Genomic DNA, 14,959 nt, shown 5'->3' on the forward strand with positions numbered 1-14,959 from the left:
TCAAGCGCCGGACGGGCTGAGGGGGGTGCCTGGGGTCGCGCTGGAAGGCATGCCGAGACAGGTGGGTGGGGCTCGTACTTGGGTGCCGGGGGGTGATTTGCCTTCGTCGGTTGGGCTGGCGTAATGTTGCGTTTACCGACGCGGGGTGGAGCAGCTCGGTAGCTCGCTGGGCTCATAACCCAGAGGTCGCAGGTTCAAATCCTGTCCCCGCTACTTTGGCCGAGGGCCGAAGTCCTAGTTATAGGACTTCGGCCCTCGGTGTGTTTCATGCTGGTGCGTGCTGTCGTAGTGGGGCCCAGCAGCGGATGATGTCGCGGACCGAGACGATGCCCATGGGTTCGCCGCCGTCCAGGACGATGAGGTGGCGGAAGCCGCCGTGGGCCATCGCGTACGCGGCCTCCTCCAGGGTCCAGGACGGGGCGGCGAAAACGACGTCGTTGGTGGTGTGGGCGTGGGTGCGTTCCTTGTCGGGGCTCTGGCCGAGGCCGACGGAGTTGAGGATGTCGCGTTCGGTGAGGATGCCGATCCCGCCGGCGTCCGGATCGAGGACCACCGCCGCGCCGACGCGCCGCGCGGCCATCAGCGCCGCTGCCTGGCGAAGTGTGTGATCGGGGCCGATGGTGAGGACCACGGTGCTCATGGCGTCACGTACGAGCATGGGTGGAGCCACCTCCGTTTCACAAGTTCACAAGTGGGGGTAGCTTTAGGGTGGCAGGTAAAGCGGGGGTCAACAAGGGGGCGTGTGTGGCTGTTACAGGGCGTGCGGGGGTGCTCAGTAACGCTGGTTGAGGTATCCGAGCATCTCGTCGTGCAGGTGGCCGTTCGATGCCGCCGCGTCACCGCTGTGCGGGCCCGGACGGCCGTCGAGGCCGGTGAACGTGCCTCCGGCCTCCGTGACGATGATCGCGTTGGCCGCCATGTCCCACAGCGACAGCTCCGGCTCCGCACAGATGTCGATCGCGCCCTCGGCGACCATCATGTACGGCCAGAAGTCACCGTACGCGCGTGTGCGCCACACCTCGCGGGTCAGGTCGAGGAAGCCGCCCAGCACACCGCGGTCCTCCCAGCCGCTGAGCGAGGAGTACGCGAACGACGCGTCCGACATCTGCGAGACGTTCGAGACGTGCAGCCGGGACGACGAGGAGAGGCTGCGGCCGGTGAACGCGCCGTGCCCCTTCGCCGCCCACCAGCGGCGGCCCAGGGCGGGTGCGGAGACGAGGCCGACCACCGGCTGGAAGCCGCCCTCGCCCGCCTCCATCAGGGAGATCAGCGTGGCCCAGACGGGCACCCCGCGCACGTAGTTCTTGGTGCCGTCGATCGGGTCGATCACCCAGCGGCGGGGACCGGTGCCCTCGATGCCGTACTCCTCGCCGAGGATCGCGTCGCGCGGACGGGCCCGCTGCAACTGACCCCGGATCAGTTCCTCGGCCGCCTTGTCCGCCTCGCTGACCGGTGTCATGTCCGGCTTCGTCTCGACCTTGAGGTCGAGTGCCTTGAACCGGTCCATCGTCGTGGCGTCGGCGGCGTCCGCGAGGACGTGGGCAAGGCGCAGGTCATCGAGATAGTCGGGCATGGACGAACCGTATCTTTCACCGCCGCCGCCGGGCTACCGGGGGCGGTGGCCGGGACGGCCCGTTGTGTCCCAGTCGCTGTCCGGTCCTGTCCATGCCGTCGGTCCTGCCCGGGGTGCGATGGCCGATAAGCGCCGCTCCGCGCTGTCACGCACCCTTGACAGTGACTCCGTGCGCGTCAAACCTGGGCGCAGAGCCGCTCGCCCCTGGGAGGCGGATGATGCCTGGAGCGCGGGATTCCTTGCTGGATGCCGCTTGTACGGCGCTCGCGCGTCGTCCGTGGTCCGCGGTGCGCATGGTCGATGTCGCGGCGGCGGCCGGACTGTCCCGGCAGACGCTGTACAACGAGTTCGGCAGCAAGGACGGGCTCGCCCGGGCCCTCGTGCGCAGAGAGGCCGACGTCTACCTCGCGGGCGTCGAGCGGGCGTTGACCGGGCCCGCCGACCCCGGTGACGGTGCGCGGGAGCGGCTCACCGCGGCGGCCGAGTGGACCGCGACGGCCGCGCGCGGCAGTGTCCTCCTGCGGGCGCTGCTGACCGGCTGCTGGAGCGAACGGCTGCCCTCGCCGACGCTGTCCGCCGTGCCCTCCTCCGCCACGGTGCCCGCGCAGCGACGGGCCGACGGACCGCTGCCCGCCCCCGGCGAGCTGCTGGCCCTCGTCCGGGACCGCGCGGTGACCGTGCTGGCCGGCGCGGGCGCGACCAAGTCGGCCGTGGCCGAGATGTCCCGCAGTTGCGAACTGGCCGTCCGCCTCGCCCTGTCCTGCGTCGCCGCGCCCCCGGGGGAGGGCGGTGTCGCCGGCCTCGTACGGAGTGTCGTGCAGCCCTCGGACGCCGCTGTGTGGAACTGACTCCGGGGTCGAACCGACTCCGGCTCCGCGGGCTTTCGTGTTCTAGTGCGAGGAGCCCGACAACTGGAGGCCGATCACGCCGATGATCACGAAGCTGATCGAGACGATCTTCAGGGTGGACACCAGGTCGTCGAGGAAGATCATTCCGTAGATCGCGGTGCCCGCCGCGCCGATGCCCGTCCACACCGCGTACGCCGGGCCCACGTCCAGCTTCTTCAGGGAGAGGGTGAGCAGGCCGAAGCTGCCCAGCGCGAAGACACAGAAGGCGACCGTCGGCCACAGGCGCGTGAATCCGTGGGACAGCTTCAGGCAGACCGCGAAGCCGGTTTCCAGGAGTCCCGCCACAACGACCAGCAGCCAGGCCATGTCTTGTCCTCCCGTGTACCGCTACGACTGCTTCGACCACATGGACCGCTGTGTCTGTTTCGTCCCGCTCGGATTCGGCTCGGTGCGATTATGCACTTACCGGCCCTCGCACCGGCCAAACAACGCGGAGGTCAGGGGGCGGAGGTCAGGGGGAGGTCAGTCGCCTTCCGTGCGCTCCCTTGTCGACAGCAGGCGGCGCAGGGAGTACAGCCGCGCCGGATCGGCGTTCCCCTTTTCCACCCACTCGTCCAGCGCGCAGTCGGGCTCGTCGTGACTGCACGCGCGCGGGCAGCCCTCCGTACCCGGTTCCAGGTCGGGGAACGCGTGGATCACGAGGGACGGGTCGACATGGTGCAGCCCGAACGAACGTACGCCCGGGGTGTCGACCACCCAGCCCGCGTTGCCCGAGAGGGGAAGGGCGAGGGCGGAGGTGGTGGTGTGGCGGCCCCGGCCGGTCACCGCGTTGACGTGGCCCGTCGAGCGGCGCTGGTCGTTCGATACGAGAGCGTTGACGAGGGTTGTCTTGCCTACGCCGGAGTGACCCACGAACGCCGTGATCTTGCCGTCCAGTTGTTCGCGTACGCGGGCCACGGCGGCCCCGCTCTCCAGCTCCTGACGGCTCGTGACGACGTACGGGATGTCCAGGGCGCCGTACAGCTCCAGGAGCTTGTCGGGCGGGGCCAGGTCCGACTTGGTCAGGACGAGGAGGGGGGTCAGGCCGCCGGCGTATGCCGCCACCAGACAGCGGTCGATCAGGCGAGGGCGGGGTTCGGGGTCCGCCAGGGCCGTCACGATGGCCAGTTGGTCGGCGTTGGCGACGACCACCCGCTCGTACGGGTCGTCGTCGTCCGCTGTGCGGCGCAGGAGCGAGGTGCGCTCGCCGATGCGGACGATGCGGGCCAGGGTGTCCTTCTTGCCGGAGAGGTCGCCGATGACGGACACGTGGTCGCCGACCACCGCGGCCTTGCGGCCCAGTTCGCGGGCCTTCATCGCCATGACGACCCGGTCGTCGACCAGGACCGTCAGCCGGCCCCGGTCGACGGTGAGGACCATGCCGTCGGCCGCGTCCTCGTGCTTGGGGCGGATGTTCGTACGAGGCCGGTTGCCCTTGGGGTTCGGGCGGGAGCGGATGTCGTCCTCGTCGGTGTTCTTGCCGTAGCGGCGCATGATTCCGGTCCGCCCGTCAGTTCCCGAGCATTCCGGCCCACAGATCGGGGAAGTCCGGGAGGGTCTTCGCCGTCGTCGCCACGTTCTCGATCCGTACGCCCTCCACCGCCAGACCGATGATCGCGCCGGCCGTCGCCATACGGTGGTCCTCGTACGTGTGGAAGGTGCCGCCGTGCAGGGGGCGCGGGCGGATGTGCAGGCCGTCGGCCGTCTCGGTCACATCGCCGCCGAGTTCGTTGATCTCCTTGGTCAGGGCCGCCAGGCGGTCCGTCTCGTGGAGGCGCAGATGGGCCACCCCGGTGAGAGTGGAGGGGGAGTCGGCGAGGGCCGCGACCGCCGCGATGCCCGGGGTCAGCTCGCCGACCTCGCTCAGGTCCACGTCGATGCCGTGGATGGCGCCCGAGCCGGTGAACTCCAGCCCGTACTCGGTGAGTTCGCAGGAGCCGCCCATCGCCGTGAAGATCTCGCGGAGCCGGTCACCGGGCTGGGTGGTACGGGCCGGCCAGTCGGGGATCGTCACCTTGCCGCCGGTCACCAGGGCCGCCGCCAGGAAGGGCTGGGCGTTGGAGAGGTCCGGCTCGATGGTCAGGTCCCGGCCGAGCAGGGCGCCCGGCGTGACCCGCCAGACGTTCGGCTCGCCGCCCGACTCCGGGGTGTCCACCTGGGCGCCGACCGCGCGCAGCATGTCGACCGTCATCCGGATGTGGGGGAGCGAGGGCAGGGTCGCGCCGGTGTGGCGGACCTCCACGCCCTGGTTGAAGCGCGGGGCGGAGAGGAGCAGGGCGCTCACGAACTGCGAGGACGAGGACGCGTTGATCGACACCGGCCCGCCGTCCAGGGCGCCGCCGCCGTGCACCGTCAGGGGGAGCGCGCCCCGGCCGTCGTCGTCGATACGGGCGCCGAGTGCGCGCAGGCCGTCGATCACGCCGTGCAGTGGACGCTCGTACGAACGCGGGTCGCCGTCGAAGCGGACAGGGCCGTCGGCGAGGGCGGCGACCGGGGGCAGGAAGCGCATCACCGTGCCGGCGTTGCCGACGTCGACCGTGGCGGGGCCGCGCAGGCCGGAGGGGATCACGCGCCAGGCCTCGCCGGAGCCGTCCGGGCCGACGCCTTCCTCGATGCCTACGCCCATCGTGCGCAGGGCGCCCGCCATCAGGAGGGTGTCGCGGGAGCGGAGGGGGCGGCGCAGCCAGCCCGGCTCTGAGGCGAGGGCGGCGAGGATCAGGGCCGCCGCCTTCGCCGGGTCGCCGGCCTGGGTGCCGTCGCCCTCGGCGACCATCCGCCGGGTCGCGCCCACCGTGCGGACGTAGACGCCGAGATCCCGGCTGGCGCTCGCGCGGCCACTGTCGAACAACTGGGTCCTGAAAGCCCCCGGTTCGACGATCAGCACCTTGATCCCGTACGGCCGGACCTCCACCGCGAGCGCCTCGGACATGCCCTCCAGTGCGAACTTCGTCGCGCTGTACGCCCCGAAGCCCGGCGTGGAGAGCTGCCCGCCCACGCTGCTCATCTGCACGATCGCGCCCGAGCCCCGTTGCCGCATGTGCGGCAGCACCGCCCGGACGAGCGCGGCGGGCCCGAACACGTGCAGGTCGAACAGGTCGCGCAGTTCGGCGTCGGTGGTCTCCTCGACGGCGCCGACGTGCGTACGCCCCGCGTTGTTGACGAGGACGTCGATCCGTCCGTGCCACGCGACGACGTCGTCGACGGCGGTCTGGACGGCTTCCAGGTCGGTGACGTCCAGGCGCAGGGCCTGGACCTGTTTGCGGTGGGCGGCCACAAAGCCGTCCAGTGCTCCCGTCCGCCGTGCGGCACCGACGACCACGTCCCCGGAGGCGACCGCCGCCTCGGCGACGGCCCGCCCGAAGCCACTGCTCGCACCGGTGATGAACCAGACCCTGCTCATGAGGTCAGCCCTCCCGTAGACCACTGTCCGCTCACTGCGCCAACCCGCTGAAGAACACGCTCAGTCGCTCAGTCGCTCCGCGAGCAGCGTAGACGGACAGCGGCGTCCCGAGGAGGCGCACACCTCCACACGGCCGAAACGGAATCCTGTACGGAACGTCATCCGGCCTCCGGCTTATGGCTTCCGGCTTCCGGCTTCACCGCGCCGACCCGTCACGTCCGACCGTCAGTGGCGCCGGGCTGTACGGGACGTACGCCGCCCCGTCCAGACCGAGTGCGGTGGCGGCCCGTTGGAGCGCTGCGGGGGTGGCCACGTCGTCCCAGCGGCCGGTCTCGACGCGGTGTTCGAGGGCGTGCAGGGCGGCCACGGTCTCGGCGGTGGTGAACGCGCAGTGGCCCTGCCGCTCGACGTAGGCCTGCCGCAGCAGCGCGCCGTCGCCCGAGGCACGCACCCGGGCGGCGAAACGTGCCTCCTGTTCCACCGGCACCAGGTTGTCGGCGGTGGTGTGGATGTCGAGCAGCGGTACGGCGAGCCCCTGCCCGGCGGAGGACGTCCGCTGTGCGGTGCGGACGGCGGCCGGATCGGCGGTGATCGTGGCGCCCTTGGTGAGCGTGCGCAGGTCGGCGCCCAGATCGAGGCCGGCGGCCCGGTAGAGGGCGCGCACCTGGGGCTCGTAGGCGGAATCGGTGAGCAGACGGGCGTAATCGACGCCCCGGTTCCAGGAGTTGTTGCCGCCGACGGCCTGCTCGATCGCGTACCGGCCGCCCTCGACGAACGACAGGATGCCCTGCGCGAACCAGGCGTACTGCTGCTCCTGCCGGCCGGCCCAGTCGGTCGGGGCGGGCCGGGCCTTCCCGGGCGCCCAGGCGGGCAGGTTGAGGAAGGCGGCGGCGAGCGCGATCCGGGCGCGGCCCTGCGGGTTGGCCTGAGCGGCGGTGACAGCCTTCGTGAGCAGATCGGCGGTGGCGGCGGCCTCGGCCTGGGTGCCGAACCGTACGAGTTTCACGTCCCGTCCGGGCAGCAGCAGCCGGGCGATCGTGTACTCGGCGTCCAGTTGGTAGTTGTCCAGGTCGGTGGCACCGGCGACCAGCCCGCACTCACCGAGCGCTCCGTCGATACGCCCGCCCCCGTCCCGGGCCAACTGCGCGTTGACGAGCCCACCCATCGAACTGCCGACGGCCAGCGTGCGGGACGGTTTGCCGATCTTCGCGGCGACGGCGTCGACGGTCGCGAACTGGTCGCGCGCGGCACTGCTCAGTGCCCACATCGAACCGTTCGGATCGTACGACGACCCGGCCAGCGCATAGCCCCGGGCGAGCAGCGCGGTACGCACGCCCTCACTCGGCGCGTTGCTCGCGACGAGGGGCCCGAACCCGTGGCTGAACACCACGAGGGTGCCGTTCCAGGCGTCGGGGACGTCGGCGATCCAGGTGGCGCCGTCGGCGAGGGTGCCGGTGAGGTGGCCTCTGACAGTGCCGTCCGACTGGGCAGCCGACGAGGGAACGCCCGTGAGCGCCACGGAGGCCAGCGCGGCCAGGCCGGCCAGGGAGACCCGGGCGCTACGCGCCCCGGTACGACGAGCGCGAGAACGAGTGCCGACAGGCATAGGTGGCTCCTTGTGGGGGGGGATCTACGGAGCGGAACCGAACATGTACTCAGTGCACTGAACGAAGACGTGGAGGAATGTAGGGCTATTTTCTTGCGACCGTCAAGATAATGCACAACATTGATGAGGCGTCGGGGAGTCGGCGCCCGAGGCCCGCGTCACCCTCGATCACTTGCCCCGATCGCGGTCGACTCCGGTCACGGCAAGGAACACGCGGAGAACAACAGAGAACAGAAGAGTCAACAGGCAACACCGCCGAACCCCGATCCCCAAGGCGGACCTCGTGTCAATCTCGCACTCGGATGCGAAGCGGAACCGCCTCATCACAGCAAGTGTTCGCCGTCCGCGTCCGCGACGACGGCTATTCAAAGGGAGGTTGGCAGTGGGCATATTTTTACGATTCGGCCCGGAACTTCGCCGTTTACGACAGGAAGCGGGGTTGACTCTGACCGAGTTCTCCGTGCCCACCGGTCTTGAACCGCCAGACCACACCCTCGAACTGCTGCCGCAACCGCTCGGGATAGGGGCCATACTCGCCGACAGGCAGGTACGACCCGATACGCGCCCTAGGCGGTCAACTCTCCAGGGCTCCCCTTACCGCTTGCCGCACCCCGCGGTGGGGAGCCCTCCCCGCTCCGGAGAACCCGACAGACGATCACAGGCTGGAACGCCGCCCCGGCAAAGACACAGAGAGCTTCTTGAGGGGCACGAAGGCAGTGCGACGGTCCGCCCAACAGGCCTTGAAGGCAGGCGGTGCGCCGGTACCATGGCGCGGCGCGCTCGGCGAAATGCCCTCAGCGCGTGTACGGATCCTCCAGGGGAAGCGGCGTCCGAGCCGCTTCCAGCGCCGGCTCCGGAAAGGCGGGCCCGGCAGTGTAGAAGCGGGCACGGGTTCGGCCGACCGGTGTCAGGACGTCAGCCGCGACCAGGTCGCGCAGGTCGCGTTGGGCCCGTTGGAGGCCCAGGTCCTCCGCTCGTTCGTAGCGTGTGCGACGCACCCGCCCGGACATCGCCACGTCATGCAGAGCGGAAACCACTCTCTCCTCAAGCCCTCGGACCTCAGCGAACTCACCGAGCAGAAGCCACACCCGACTCGAACGATCGAGGCGGCTGCGTACGGTCTGCGCCTGCTGGTGGTACGCGGTGAGGTTGAAACGGACCCAGTCGGATACGTCCTGGTCGGGGCGGTAGGTGGCACCCCGGTGCTGCAACTCGCGGTAGTACTCCCAGGTGTTGCCGGGGCGCCCCAGCCAAGCCTCGATCGAGGAGAATTCGGGTGCCAGTTCTCCCTCTCGCGCGATCATGAGTGTTTGGAGGGACCGGGACATACGGCCATTTCCGTCCGCCCACGGATGGATGGAAACGAGATGCAGATGCGCCATGGCAGCCCGCACCAACGGGTGGCTGCCATCGTCCGCGTTCAGCCACTCGACCAGCTCACCCGTCAACGCGGGCACATCGGCCGCGTCCGGCGCCGTGTATGCCGCGATGCTGGGGTCACGAACGTCCGTCACGTACACCGCGCCGCGCCGCCACTGCCCGGCCGGCTTGCGTGGAGTGTGCCGGTGTCCCTGCAGCATCCAGTGGAGCGCGTTGAGGAGTTCCTTGCCGTATCGGAAGTCCGCGGCGTCATGCAGCGTCTGGATGTAGTTCATCATCCGCTGATAAGCGAGCGTCTCCTCACGATCCTCCTCAGAGACGTCGACGTCCTTCTCGCCCTCCAGAAGGTCCTCGACGTCGACCGTGGACACCTTGAAGCCCTCGATCGAGTTGGACGCCGCCACCGCATCCGCGGTCAGGAATTTACGCAGCCCTTCGGTCCACTTCGTCGGAGCAGACCGGACCTGTAGGCGCAACGAGCGGCGAAGGCCTTCGATCTCACCGAGAACACGCCGATCCTCGGCGTTGAGAGCAGGCGTGGGGAAAAGCATGACCACATCATAGATTGACGTAAACATTACGTCAATGCGTCAACATGCATCGACAGTCCGGCGCCGAACCTCCAGGAGAACGACGAAGGGGGCCGAGTCCACGAGTGGACTCAACCCCCGACGCCACACGTCGAACGATCGAACTAGCGCGTGATAACCGGGCGATCACACGTTGAACCGGAACTCCACAACATCCCCGTCCTGCATCACATACTCCTTGCCCTCCATCCGCGCCTTGCCCTTGGCGCGGGCCTCGGCGACCGAGCCTGTTTCGACCAGGTCGTCGAAGGAGATGACCTCCGCCTTGATGAAGCCCTTCTGGAAGTCCGTGTGGATGACTCCGGCGGCCTCGGGGGCGGTGGCGCCCTTCTTGATGGTCCAGGCGCGGGATTCCTTGGGGCCGGCCGTCAGATAGGTCTGCAGGCCAAGGGTGTCGAAGCCGACGCGGGCGAGGGTCGCCATGCCGGGCTCCTCGACGCCCACCGACTCCAGGAGCTCCATCGCCTCTTCCTCGTCCAGCTCGGCGAGGTCCGCCTCCAGCTTGGCGTTGAGGAAGATCGCCTCGGCGGGGGCGACCAGGGCGCGCTGCTCGGCCTTGAAGGCCTCGTCGACCAGTTCGTCCTCGTCGACGTTGAAGACGTAGAGGAACGGCTTGGTGGTGAGGAGGTGCAGGTCGTGGAGGAGTTCCTCGTTGCCGGAGCCCTGGACGATGCCCGCGGAGAACAGGGTGTCGCCCTTCTCCAGGATCTCCTTCGCCGCCTCGACCGCCGCGACCTTCGGGCCGATGTCCTTCTTGATGCGCGACTCACGCTGGAGACGCGGCAGGACCTTCTCGATCGTCTGGAGGTCGGCGAGGATCAGCTCGGTGTTGATCGTCTCGATGTCGTCCTTCGGCGAGACCCTGCCGTCGACGTGTACGACGTTCTCGTCCTGGAAGGCGCGGATGACCTGGCAGATCGCGTCCGACTCACGGATGTTCGCGAGGAACTTGTTGCCCAGGCCCTCGCCCTCCGAGGCGCCCTTCACGATGCCCGCGATGTCGACGAAGTCGACGGTCGCCGGAAGGATCTTCTGGGAGCCGAAGATCTCGGCCAGTTTCGTGAGGCGCGCGTCCGGGACGCCGACCACGCCGACGTTCGGCTCGATCGTGGCGAACGGGTAGTTGGCCGCCAGCACGTCGTTCTTGGTCAGGGCGTTGAACATGGTCGACTTGCCGACATTCGGCAGACCGACGATTCCGATCGTGAGCGACACGTTGCGACTTCCCGTACGAGAGGAGGGTGGGGTGAGGAGGGTGGAGACGGTCCCTCAGTCTACGGGCTGGCGTGACCCCCCACCGGCGGCGTATCGAACGCCTGCCCAAGGTCGCCCCGTCGGCGTGTCATGGGCGCTTGTTCGGCGTGTATCCGGCGTGTCTGAGGGGCTGTTCCGCGTACGGGCCGCCCTAGGTTGGTCCAGTGGAGCAACAAAGGATCCGACATCGTCCCCCGCACTCCGGCCCCGCCCGGCCCGGTCGCGGCGCCCGTGCCGCGGGGCGGCCGGCGGCCGGATCCCGGCGCCCGGCGGCCACCGCCCGGCGGTCCGCCCCGCCCTTCGTGCGGGCTCTGCGGCGGATGCCCGATCCCCGGCTCACCGGTCTCGGCGGCGGGCTGTTCTGTTCCGCCGTGATGTTCGCGCTCGGCTGTCTCGACCAGTTGCTGTTCGGGGCGTCCCTGACGGCGTACGGGGTGCTGTTCCTGCCGGTGTGCGTGCTGACGGCGGCCTGGGTGCGGGGCGCGGACCTGGTGACCGCGCCCGTCGTCGTACCCATCGCCTTCACCGTGGGCCTGCTGCCCGTGGCCGACGGTGACGGCGGGGTCTTCTCCCACCTGATGGGCATCGTGACCGCGCTCGCCACCGAGGCCGGGTGGCTGTACGGGGGGACGCTCGTCGCGGGTGTCATCGCGACCGTGCGGAAGGTCCGCCTGATGAACCGGCGCCCCGGGCGGACCCGCATGCCCGTATGAGCGTATGAGCGTGGCCGGCGCCGGTTCTCTGGCCGGCCCGATGTCCTGGCCGGCTCCACGGCCCGCCCGGACCGCGTCCCCCGCCAGGTCAGGCCTCCTTCGATGCCCGCATCGCCGCGCCCACGATCCCCGCGTTGTTCTGCAACTGTGCCGGGACGATCTCCGCCTTTATGCCGTCGATCAGCGGCAGGAACTTGGCGGACTTGCGGCTGACTCCGCCGCCGATGATGAACAGCTCCGGGGAGAACAGCATCTCCACATGGGCCAGGTACTTCTGCACTCGGTGGGCCCAGTGCTCCCACGTCAGCTCGTTGTCGTCCTTGGCCTTGGTGGACGCCCTGGTCTCCGCGTCGTGGCCCTGGAGTTCCAGGTGGCCCAGTTCCGTGTTCGGGACCAGGACGCCCTCGACGAAGAGGGCACTGCCGATGCCTGTACCGAAGGTGAGAAGGGCGACCGTGCCTCTGCGGTCGCGGCCCGCGCCGAACTCCATCTCGGCGACGCCCGCCGCGTCCGCGTCGTTCACCACTGTCACCGGGAGGCCGCCCAGCCGGTCGCTCAGCAACGCGCGCGCGTCCTTGTCGATCCAGCCCTTGTCGACATTCGCCGCCGTACGGATCGTCGCGCCGCCGGTGACCACGCCAGGGAAGGTGATGCCGACCGGCCCCGTCCAGCCGAAGTGGTCGACGACCTCCTTCACGCCGTCCGCCACGGCGTCCGGGGTGGCCGGGTGCGGGGTCAGCACCTTGAAACGCTCCTCCGCGAGGTCGCCCCTGTCCAGATCCACAGGGGCGCCCTTGATCCCTGACCCGCCGATGTCCACGCCGAAGATGTGCATGGCTCTACGTTACGGCGTAGGACTGACAGTCACTCGCCCGAGGGGGGTGCGGTGGCCGCGTGAGCGCTGCCTGTGCGCTCGGCCACCAGCCGTGCCGCCTCCGCCCGCAGATCGCGGCGCAGCTCCTTCGGCAGCGAGAACGTGATGGACTCCTCGGCCGCCTTGACCAGCTCCACGTCCTCGAAGCCGCGCTGCGACAGCCACTCCAGGACCTGCTCGACCAGGATCTCGGGCACCGACGCGCCCGAGGTGACACCGACGGTCGACACGCCGTCCAGCCACGCCTCGTCGATCTCGTCGGCGAAGTCCACGAGGTACGCCTCGCGGGAGCCGGCGAGCTTCGCGACCTCGACCAGCCGCACCGAGTTCGAGGAGTTCTTGGAGCCGACGACGATCACCAGCTCCGCCTCCTCGCCCATCTGCTTCACCGCGAGCTGGCGGTTCTGGGTGGCGTAGCAGATGTCGTCGCTGGGCGGGGAGATGAGCTGCGGGAACTTCTCCTTGAGGGCATCGACGGTCTCCATCGTCTCGTCCACGGAGAGGGTCGTCTGGGACAGCCACACGACCCGTGACGGGTCGCGGACCTCGACCTTCGCGACATCCTTCGGGCCGTCGACCAGCGTGATGTGGTCCGGGGCCTCGCCGGAGGTGCCGATGACCTCCTCGTGGCCCTCGTGACCGATCAGGAGGATGTCGTAGTCCTCGCCCGCGAAACGGACGGCTTCCTTGTGGACCTTGGTGACGAGGGGGCAGGTCGCGTCGATCGTGGCGAGCTTGCCGGCGGCGGCCTCCTCGTGCACGACCGGGGCGACGCCGTGCGCGGAGAACATGACGATGGACCCCTCGGGGACCTCCGCGGTGCGCTCGACGAAGATCGCGCCCTTCTTCTCAAGGGTCTGTACGACGTATTTGTTGTGCACGATCTCGTGCCGGACGTAGATGGGGGCCCCGTACTGTTCGAGGGCCTTTTCGACGGCGATCACGGCGCGGTCCACGCCCGCGCAGTAGCCCCGGGGGGCGGCGAGCAGGACACGGCGGCCAGGCGAAGCGGTCATGTGAACCATCGTAAGGCCGCGCTGCGCGCCGCAACGATCGCGTGTGCCTGGGGGCTGTGCCCCCAGCCCCCCCTCCGGCCCTGAACGGGCCTTGTCCTCAATCGCCGGACGGGCTGGAGGGTGCCCGGTGATGTCAGTGGTGGCCGTTAGTCTCGGCGCATGGCTCTCAACACGTCCGCTGACGCTCCGCTGCCTGTTGGTGAGGTGTCGCGGCTCATCGGGGGGTGGATCGACCGGCTCGGTGCCGTGTGGGTCGAGGGGCAGATCACCCAGTTGTCGCGGCGGCCCGGTGCCGGCGTGGTGTTTCTGACGTTGCGGGATCCCTCGCACGACATCTCCGTCGGCGTCACCTGCTACCGACAGGTGTTCGACGACGTCGCCGATGTGGTGAGCGAGGGCGCCCGTGTCGTCGTACTCGCCAAGCCCGAGTGGTATGCGCCCCGGGGGCAGTTGTCGCTGCGGGCCACCGAGATCCGGCCCGTGGGGGTCGGGGAACTGCTCGTCCGGCTGGAGCAGTTGAAGAAGGCCCTGGGCAACGAGGGGCTGTTCGCCGTCGAGCGGAAGAAGTCGCTGCCCTTTCTGCCGCACCTCGTCGGACTCGTGTGCGGGCGGGCCTCCGCCGCCGAGCGGGACGTCCTGGAGAACGCCCGCCGCCGCTGGCCCGCCGTCCGCTTCGAGGTGCGCAATGTCGCCGTACAGGGCGTGCACGCCGTGGCGCAGGTCGTGCAGGCCGTGAAGGAGCTGGACGACCTCGACGAGGTGGATGTGATCGTCGTGGCCCGCGGCGGCGGGAGCGTGGAGGATCTGCTGCCGTTCTCCGACGAGCAGCTCGTCCGTACGGTCGCCGACTGTCGTACGCCCGTCGTCTCCGCCATCGGGCACGAGCCCGACCATCCGCTGCTCGACTATGTGGCGGATCTGCGGGCCTCCACCCCCACCGACGCCGCCAAGAAGGTCGTACCGGACGTCGGCGAGGAGTACGAGCGGGTGCGGCTGCTGCTCGACCGGGCGCGGCGGTCCGTCCACGCCTTCGTCGAGCGGGAGGAGCGCGGGCTCGCGCACGCCCTCGCGCGGCCCGTCATGGAGGATCCACACCGGATGATCGACGAGCGCGCCGACCACATCGTCTCCCTCGTCGAACGGACGCGGCGCACCCTCGGGCATCTCCTCGACCGCGCCGACTCCGAGCTGTCCCACACCCACGCGCGCGTGGTGGGCCTCTCCCCCGCCTCGACCCTGCGGCGCGGGTACGCGGTGCTGCAGCGGGCCGACGGCCACGTGGTCCGGGATCCGGACGAGGTGGCGGCCGGCGAGGCGTTGCGGGCGCGGGTCGCCGAGGGTGAGTTCACTGTCCGAGTCGATGTCTAGGGTGGGCGCATGACCAGCAGCAATGTGAGTGAGTCGCTCGGCTACGAGCAGGCGCGGGACGAGCTGATCGACGTCGTACGGCGACTGGAGGTCGGCGGTACGACGCTGGAGGAGTCCCTCGCCCTCTGGGAGCGCGGCGAGGAGCTGGCCAAGGTCTGCCGGCAGTGGCTGGAGGGGGCCCGCAAGCGGCTCGACGCGGCCCTGGCCGGGGAGCAGCAGTCCGAGGGACGGCCCGGGGAGCCGTCCGGGGAGTAGTTCGGGAGTGGTTCGGGGAGCCGTCCGGGGAGGGGTTCGGGGA

The 14,959-nt window shown here is 69.7% G+C and carries 13 protein-coding genes, 1 tRNA gene and 2 pseudogenes; 5 read left to right on the forward strand and 11 right to left on the reverse strand.

Going from position 1 to position 14,959, the window contains the following annotated elements:
• Nucleotides 1-139: 139 nt before the first annotated feature.
• A tRNA-Met gene (locus AOK08_RS14940) sits at nt 140-213 on the forward strand.
• Between the two features lie 52 nt (nt 214-265).
• On the opposite strand, the gene AOK08_RS14945 is transcribed toward AOK08_RS14940, so the two are convergent.
• On the reverse strand, nt 266-658 hold the full coding sequence (locus AOK08_RS14945) for a CBS domain-containing protein (RefSeq protein ID WP_055526047.1): 393 nt from the start codon (nt 656-658) through the stop codon (nt 266-268).
• 114 nt (nt 659-772) lie between these two features.
• Nucleotides 773-1,573, reverse strand: coding sequence for a histidinol-phosphatase (gene hisN / locus AOK08_RS14950; RefSeq protein WP_055526048.1), 801 nt, complete (start codon nt 1,571-1,573; stop codon nt 773-775).
• 215 nt (nt 1,574-1,788) lie between these two features.
• Here hisN and AOK08_RS14955 point away from each other — a divergent pair, with 215 nt between their 5' ends.
• Nucleotides 1,789-2,421, forward strand: coding sequence for a TetR/AcrR family transcriptional regulator (locus AOK08_RS14955; RefSeq protein WP_055526049.1), 633 nt, complete (start codon nt 1,789-1,791; stop codon nt 2,419-2,421).
• A 42-nt stretch (nt 2,422-2,463) separates the two neighbouring features.
• Here AOK08_RS14955 and AOK08_RS14960 read toward each other — a convergent pair whose 3' ends face one another.
• From AOK08_RS14960 to ychF, 7 genes and pseudogenes are all read right to left on the reverse strand, one after another.
• On the reverse strand, nt 2,464-2,787 hold the full coding sequence (locus AOK08_RS14960) for a DMT family transporter (protein ID WP_055526050.1): 324 nt from the start codon (nt 2,785-2,787) through the stop codon (nt 2,464-2,466).
• 156 nt (nt 2,788-2,943) lie between these two features.
• A complete protein-coding gene (gene rsgA / locus AOK08_RS14965; protein ID WP_055526051.1) occupies nt 2,944-3,954 on the reverse strand; it encodes a ribosome small subunit-dependent GTPase A in 1,011 nt (336 codons plus the stop codon).
• Nucleotides 3,955-3,970: 16 nt separating this feature from the next.
• Nucleotides 3,971-5,182 (reverse strand): annotated as a pseudogene (gene aroA / locus AOK08_RS47285) (3-phosphoshikimate 1-carboxyvinyltransferase); the annotation flags it as partial.
• 126 nt (nt 5,183-5,308) lie between these two features.
• A pseudogene (locus AOK08_RS47290) lies at nt 5,309-5,860 on the reverse strand (SDR family oxidoreductase); the annotation flags it as partial.
• A gap of 196 nt (nt 5,861-6,056) precedes the next feature.
• On the reverse strand, nt 6,057-7,466 hold the full coding sequence (locus tag AOK08_RS14975; RefSeq protein WP_055526052.1) for an alpha/beta fold hydrolase: 1,410 nt from the start codon (nt 7,464-7,466) through the stop codon (nt 6,057-6,059).
• Between the two features lie 794 nt (nt 7,467-8,260).
• The gene (locus AOK08_RS14980) at nt 8,261-9,397 is read right to left on the reverse strand and encodes a Fic family protein (protein ID WP_055526053.1); all 1,137 of its coding nucleotides are present in this window, start codon (nt 9,395-9,397) and stop codon (nt 8,261-8,263) included.
• A 165-nt stretch (nt 9,398-9,562) separates the two neighbouring features.
• On the reverse strand, nt 9,563-10,651 hold the full coding sequence (ychF, locus tag AOK08_RS14985; protein WP_055526054.1) for a redox-regulated ATPase YchF: 1,089 nt from the start codon (nt 10,649-10,651) through the stop codon (nt 9,563-9,565).
• 359 nt (nt 10,652-11,010) lie between these two features.
• Here ychF and AOK08_RS14990 point away from each other — a divergent pair, with 359 nt between their 5' ends.
• Nucleotides 11,011-11,403, forward strand: a complete 393-nt coding sequence (locus AOK08_RS14990) for a DUF6542 domain-containing protein (protein ID WP_055526055.1) — start codon at nt 11,011-11,013, stop codon at nt 11,401-11,403.
• An 88-nt stretch (nt 11,404-11,491) separates the two neighbouring features.
• On the opposite strand, the gene ppgK is transcribed toward AOK08_RS14990, so the two are convergent.
• Complete coding sequence (gene ppgK / locus AOK08_RS14995) at nt 11,492-12,238, reverse strand: polyphosphate--glucose phosphotransferase (RefSeq protein WP_055526056.1); 747 nt, start codon at nt 12,236-12,238, stop codon at nt 11,492-11,494.
• A 29-nt stretch (nt 12,239-12,267) separates the two neighbouring features.
• A complete protein-coding gene (locus AOK08_RS15000; RefSeq protein WP_055526057.1) occupies nt 12,268-13,302 on the reverse strand; it encodes a 4-hydroxy-3-methylbut-2-enyl diphosphate reductase in 1,035 nt (344 codons plus the stop codon).
• A gap of 150 nt (nt 13,303-13,452) precedes the next feature.
• Between AOK08_RS15000 and xseA the strand changes: the two genes are divergently transcribed.
• Together xseA and AOK08_RS15010 are read left to right on the forward strand one after the other, a co-directional pair.
• Nucleotides 13,453-14,661 carry an exodeoxyribonuclease VII large subunit gene (gene xseA / locus AOK08_RS15005; RefSeq protein ID WP_055526058.1) on the forward strand — a complete coding sequence of 403 codons (1,209 nt, stop codon included), beginning with the start codon at nt 13,453-13,455 and terminating at the stop codon, nt 14,659-14,661.
• 9 nt (nt 14,662-14,670) lie between these two features.
• Nucleotides 14,671-14,916 carry an exodeoxyribonuclease VII small subunit gene (locus AOK08_RS15010; RefSeq protein ID WP_055526059.1) on the forward strand — a complete coding sequence of 82 codons (246 nt, stop codon included), beginning with the start codon at nt 14,671-14,673 and terminating at the stop codon, nt 14,914-14,916.
• The last annotated feature ends 43 nt before the right edge of the window (nt 14,917-14,959 follow it).

The sequence above is a fragment of the Streptomyces graminilatus genome (assembly GCF_001418565.1).
Lineage (GTDB): Bacteria > Actinomycetota > Actinomycetes > Streptomycetales > Streptomycetaceae > Streptomyces > Streptomyces graminilatus.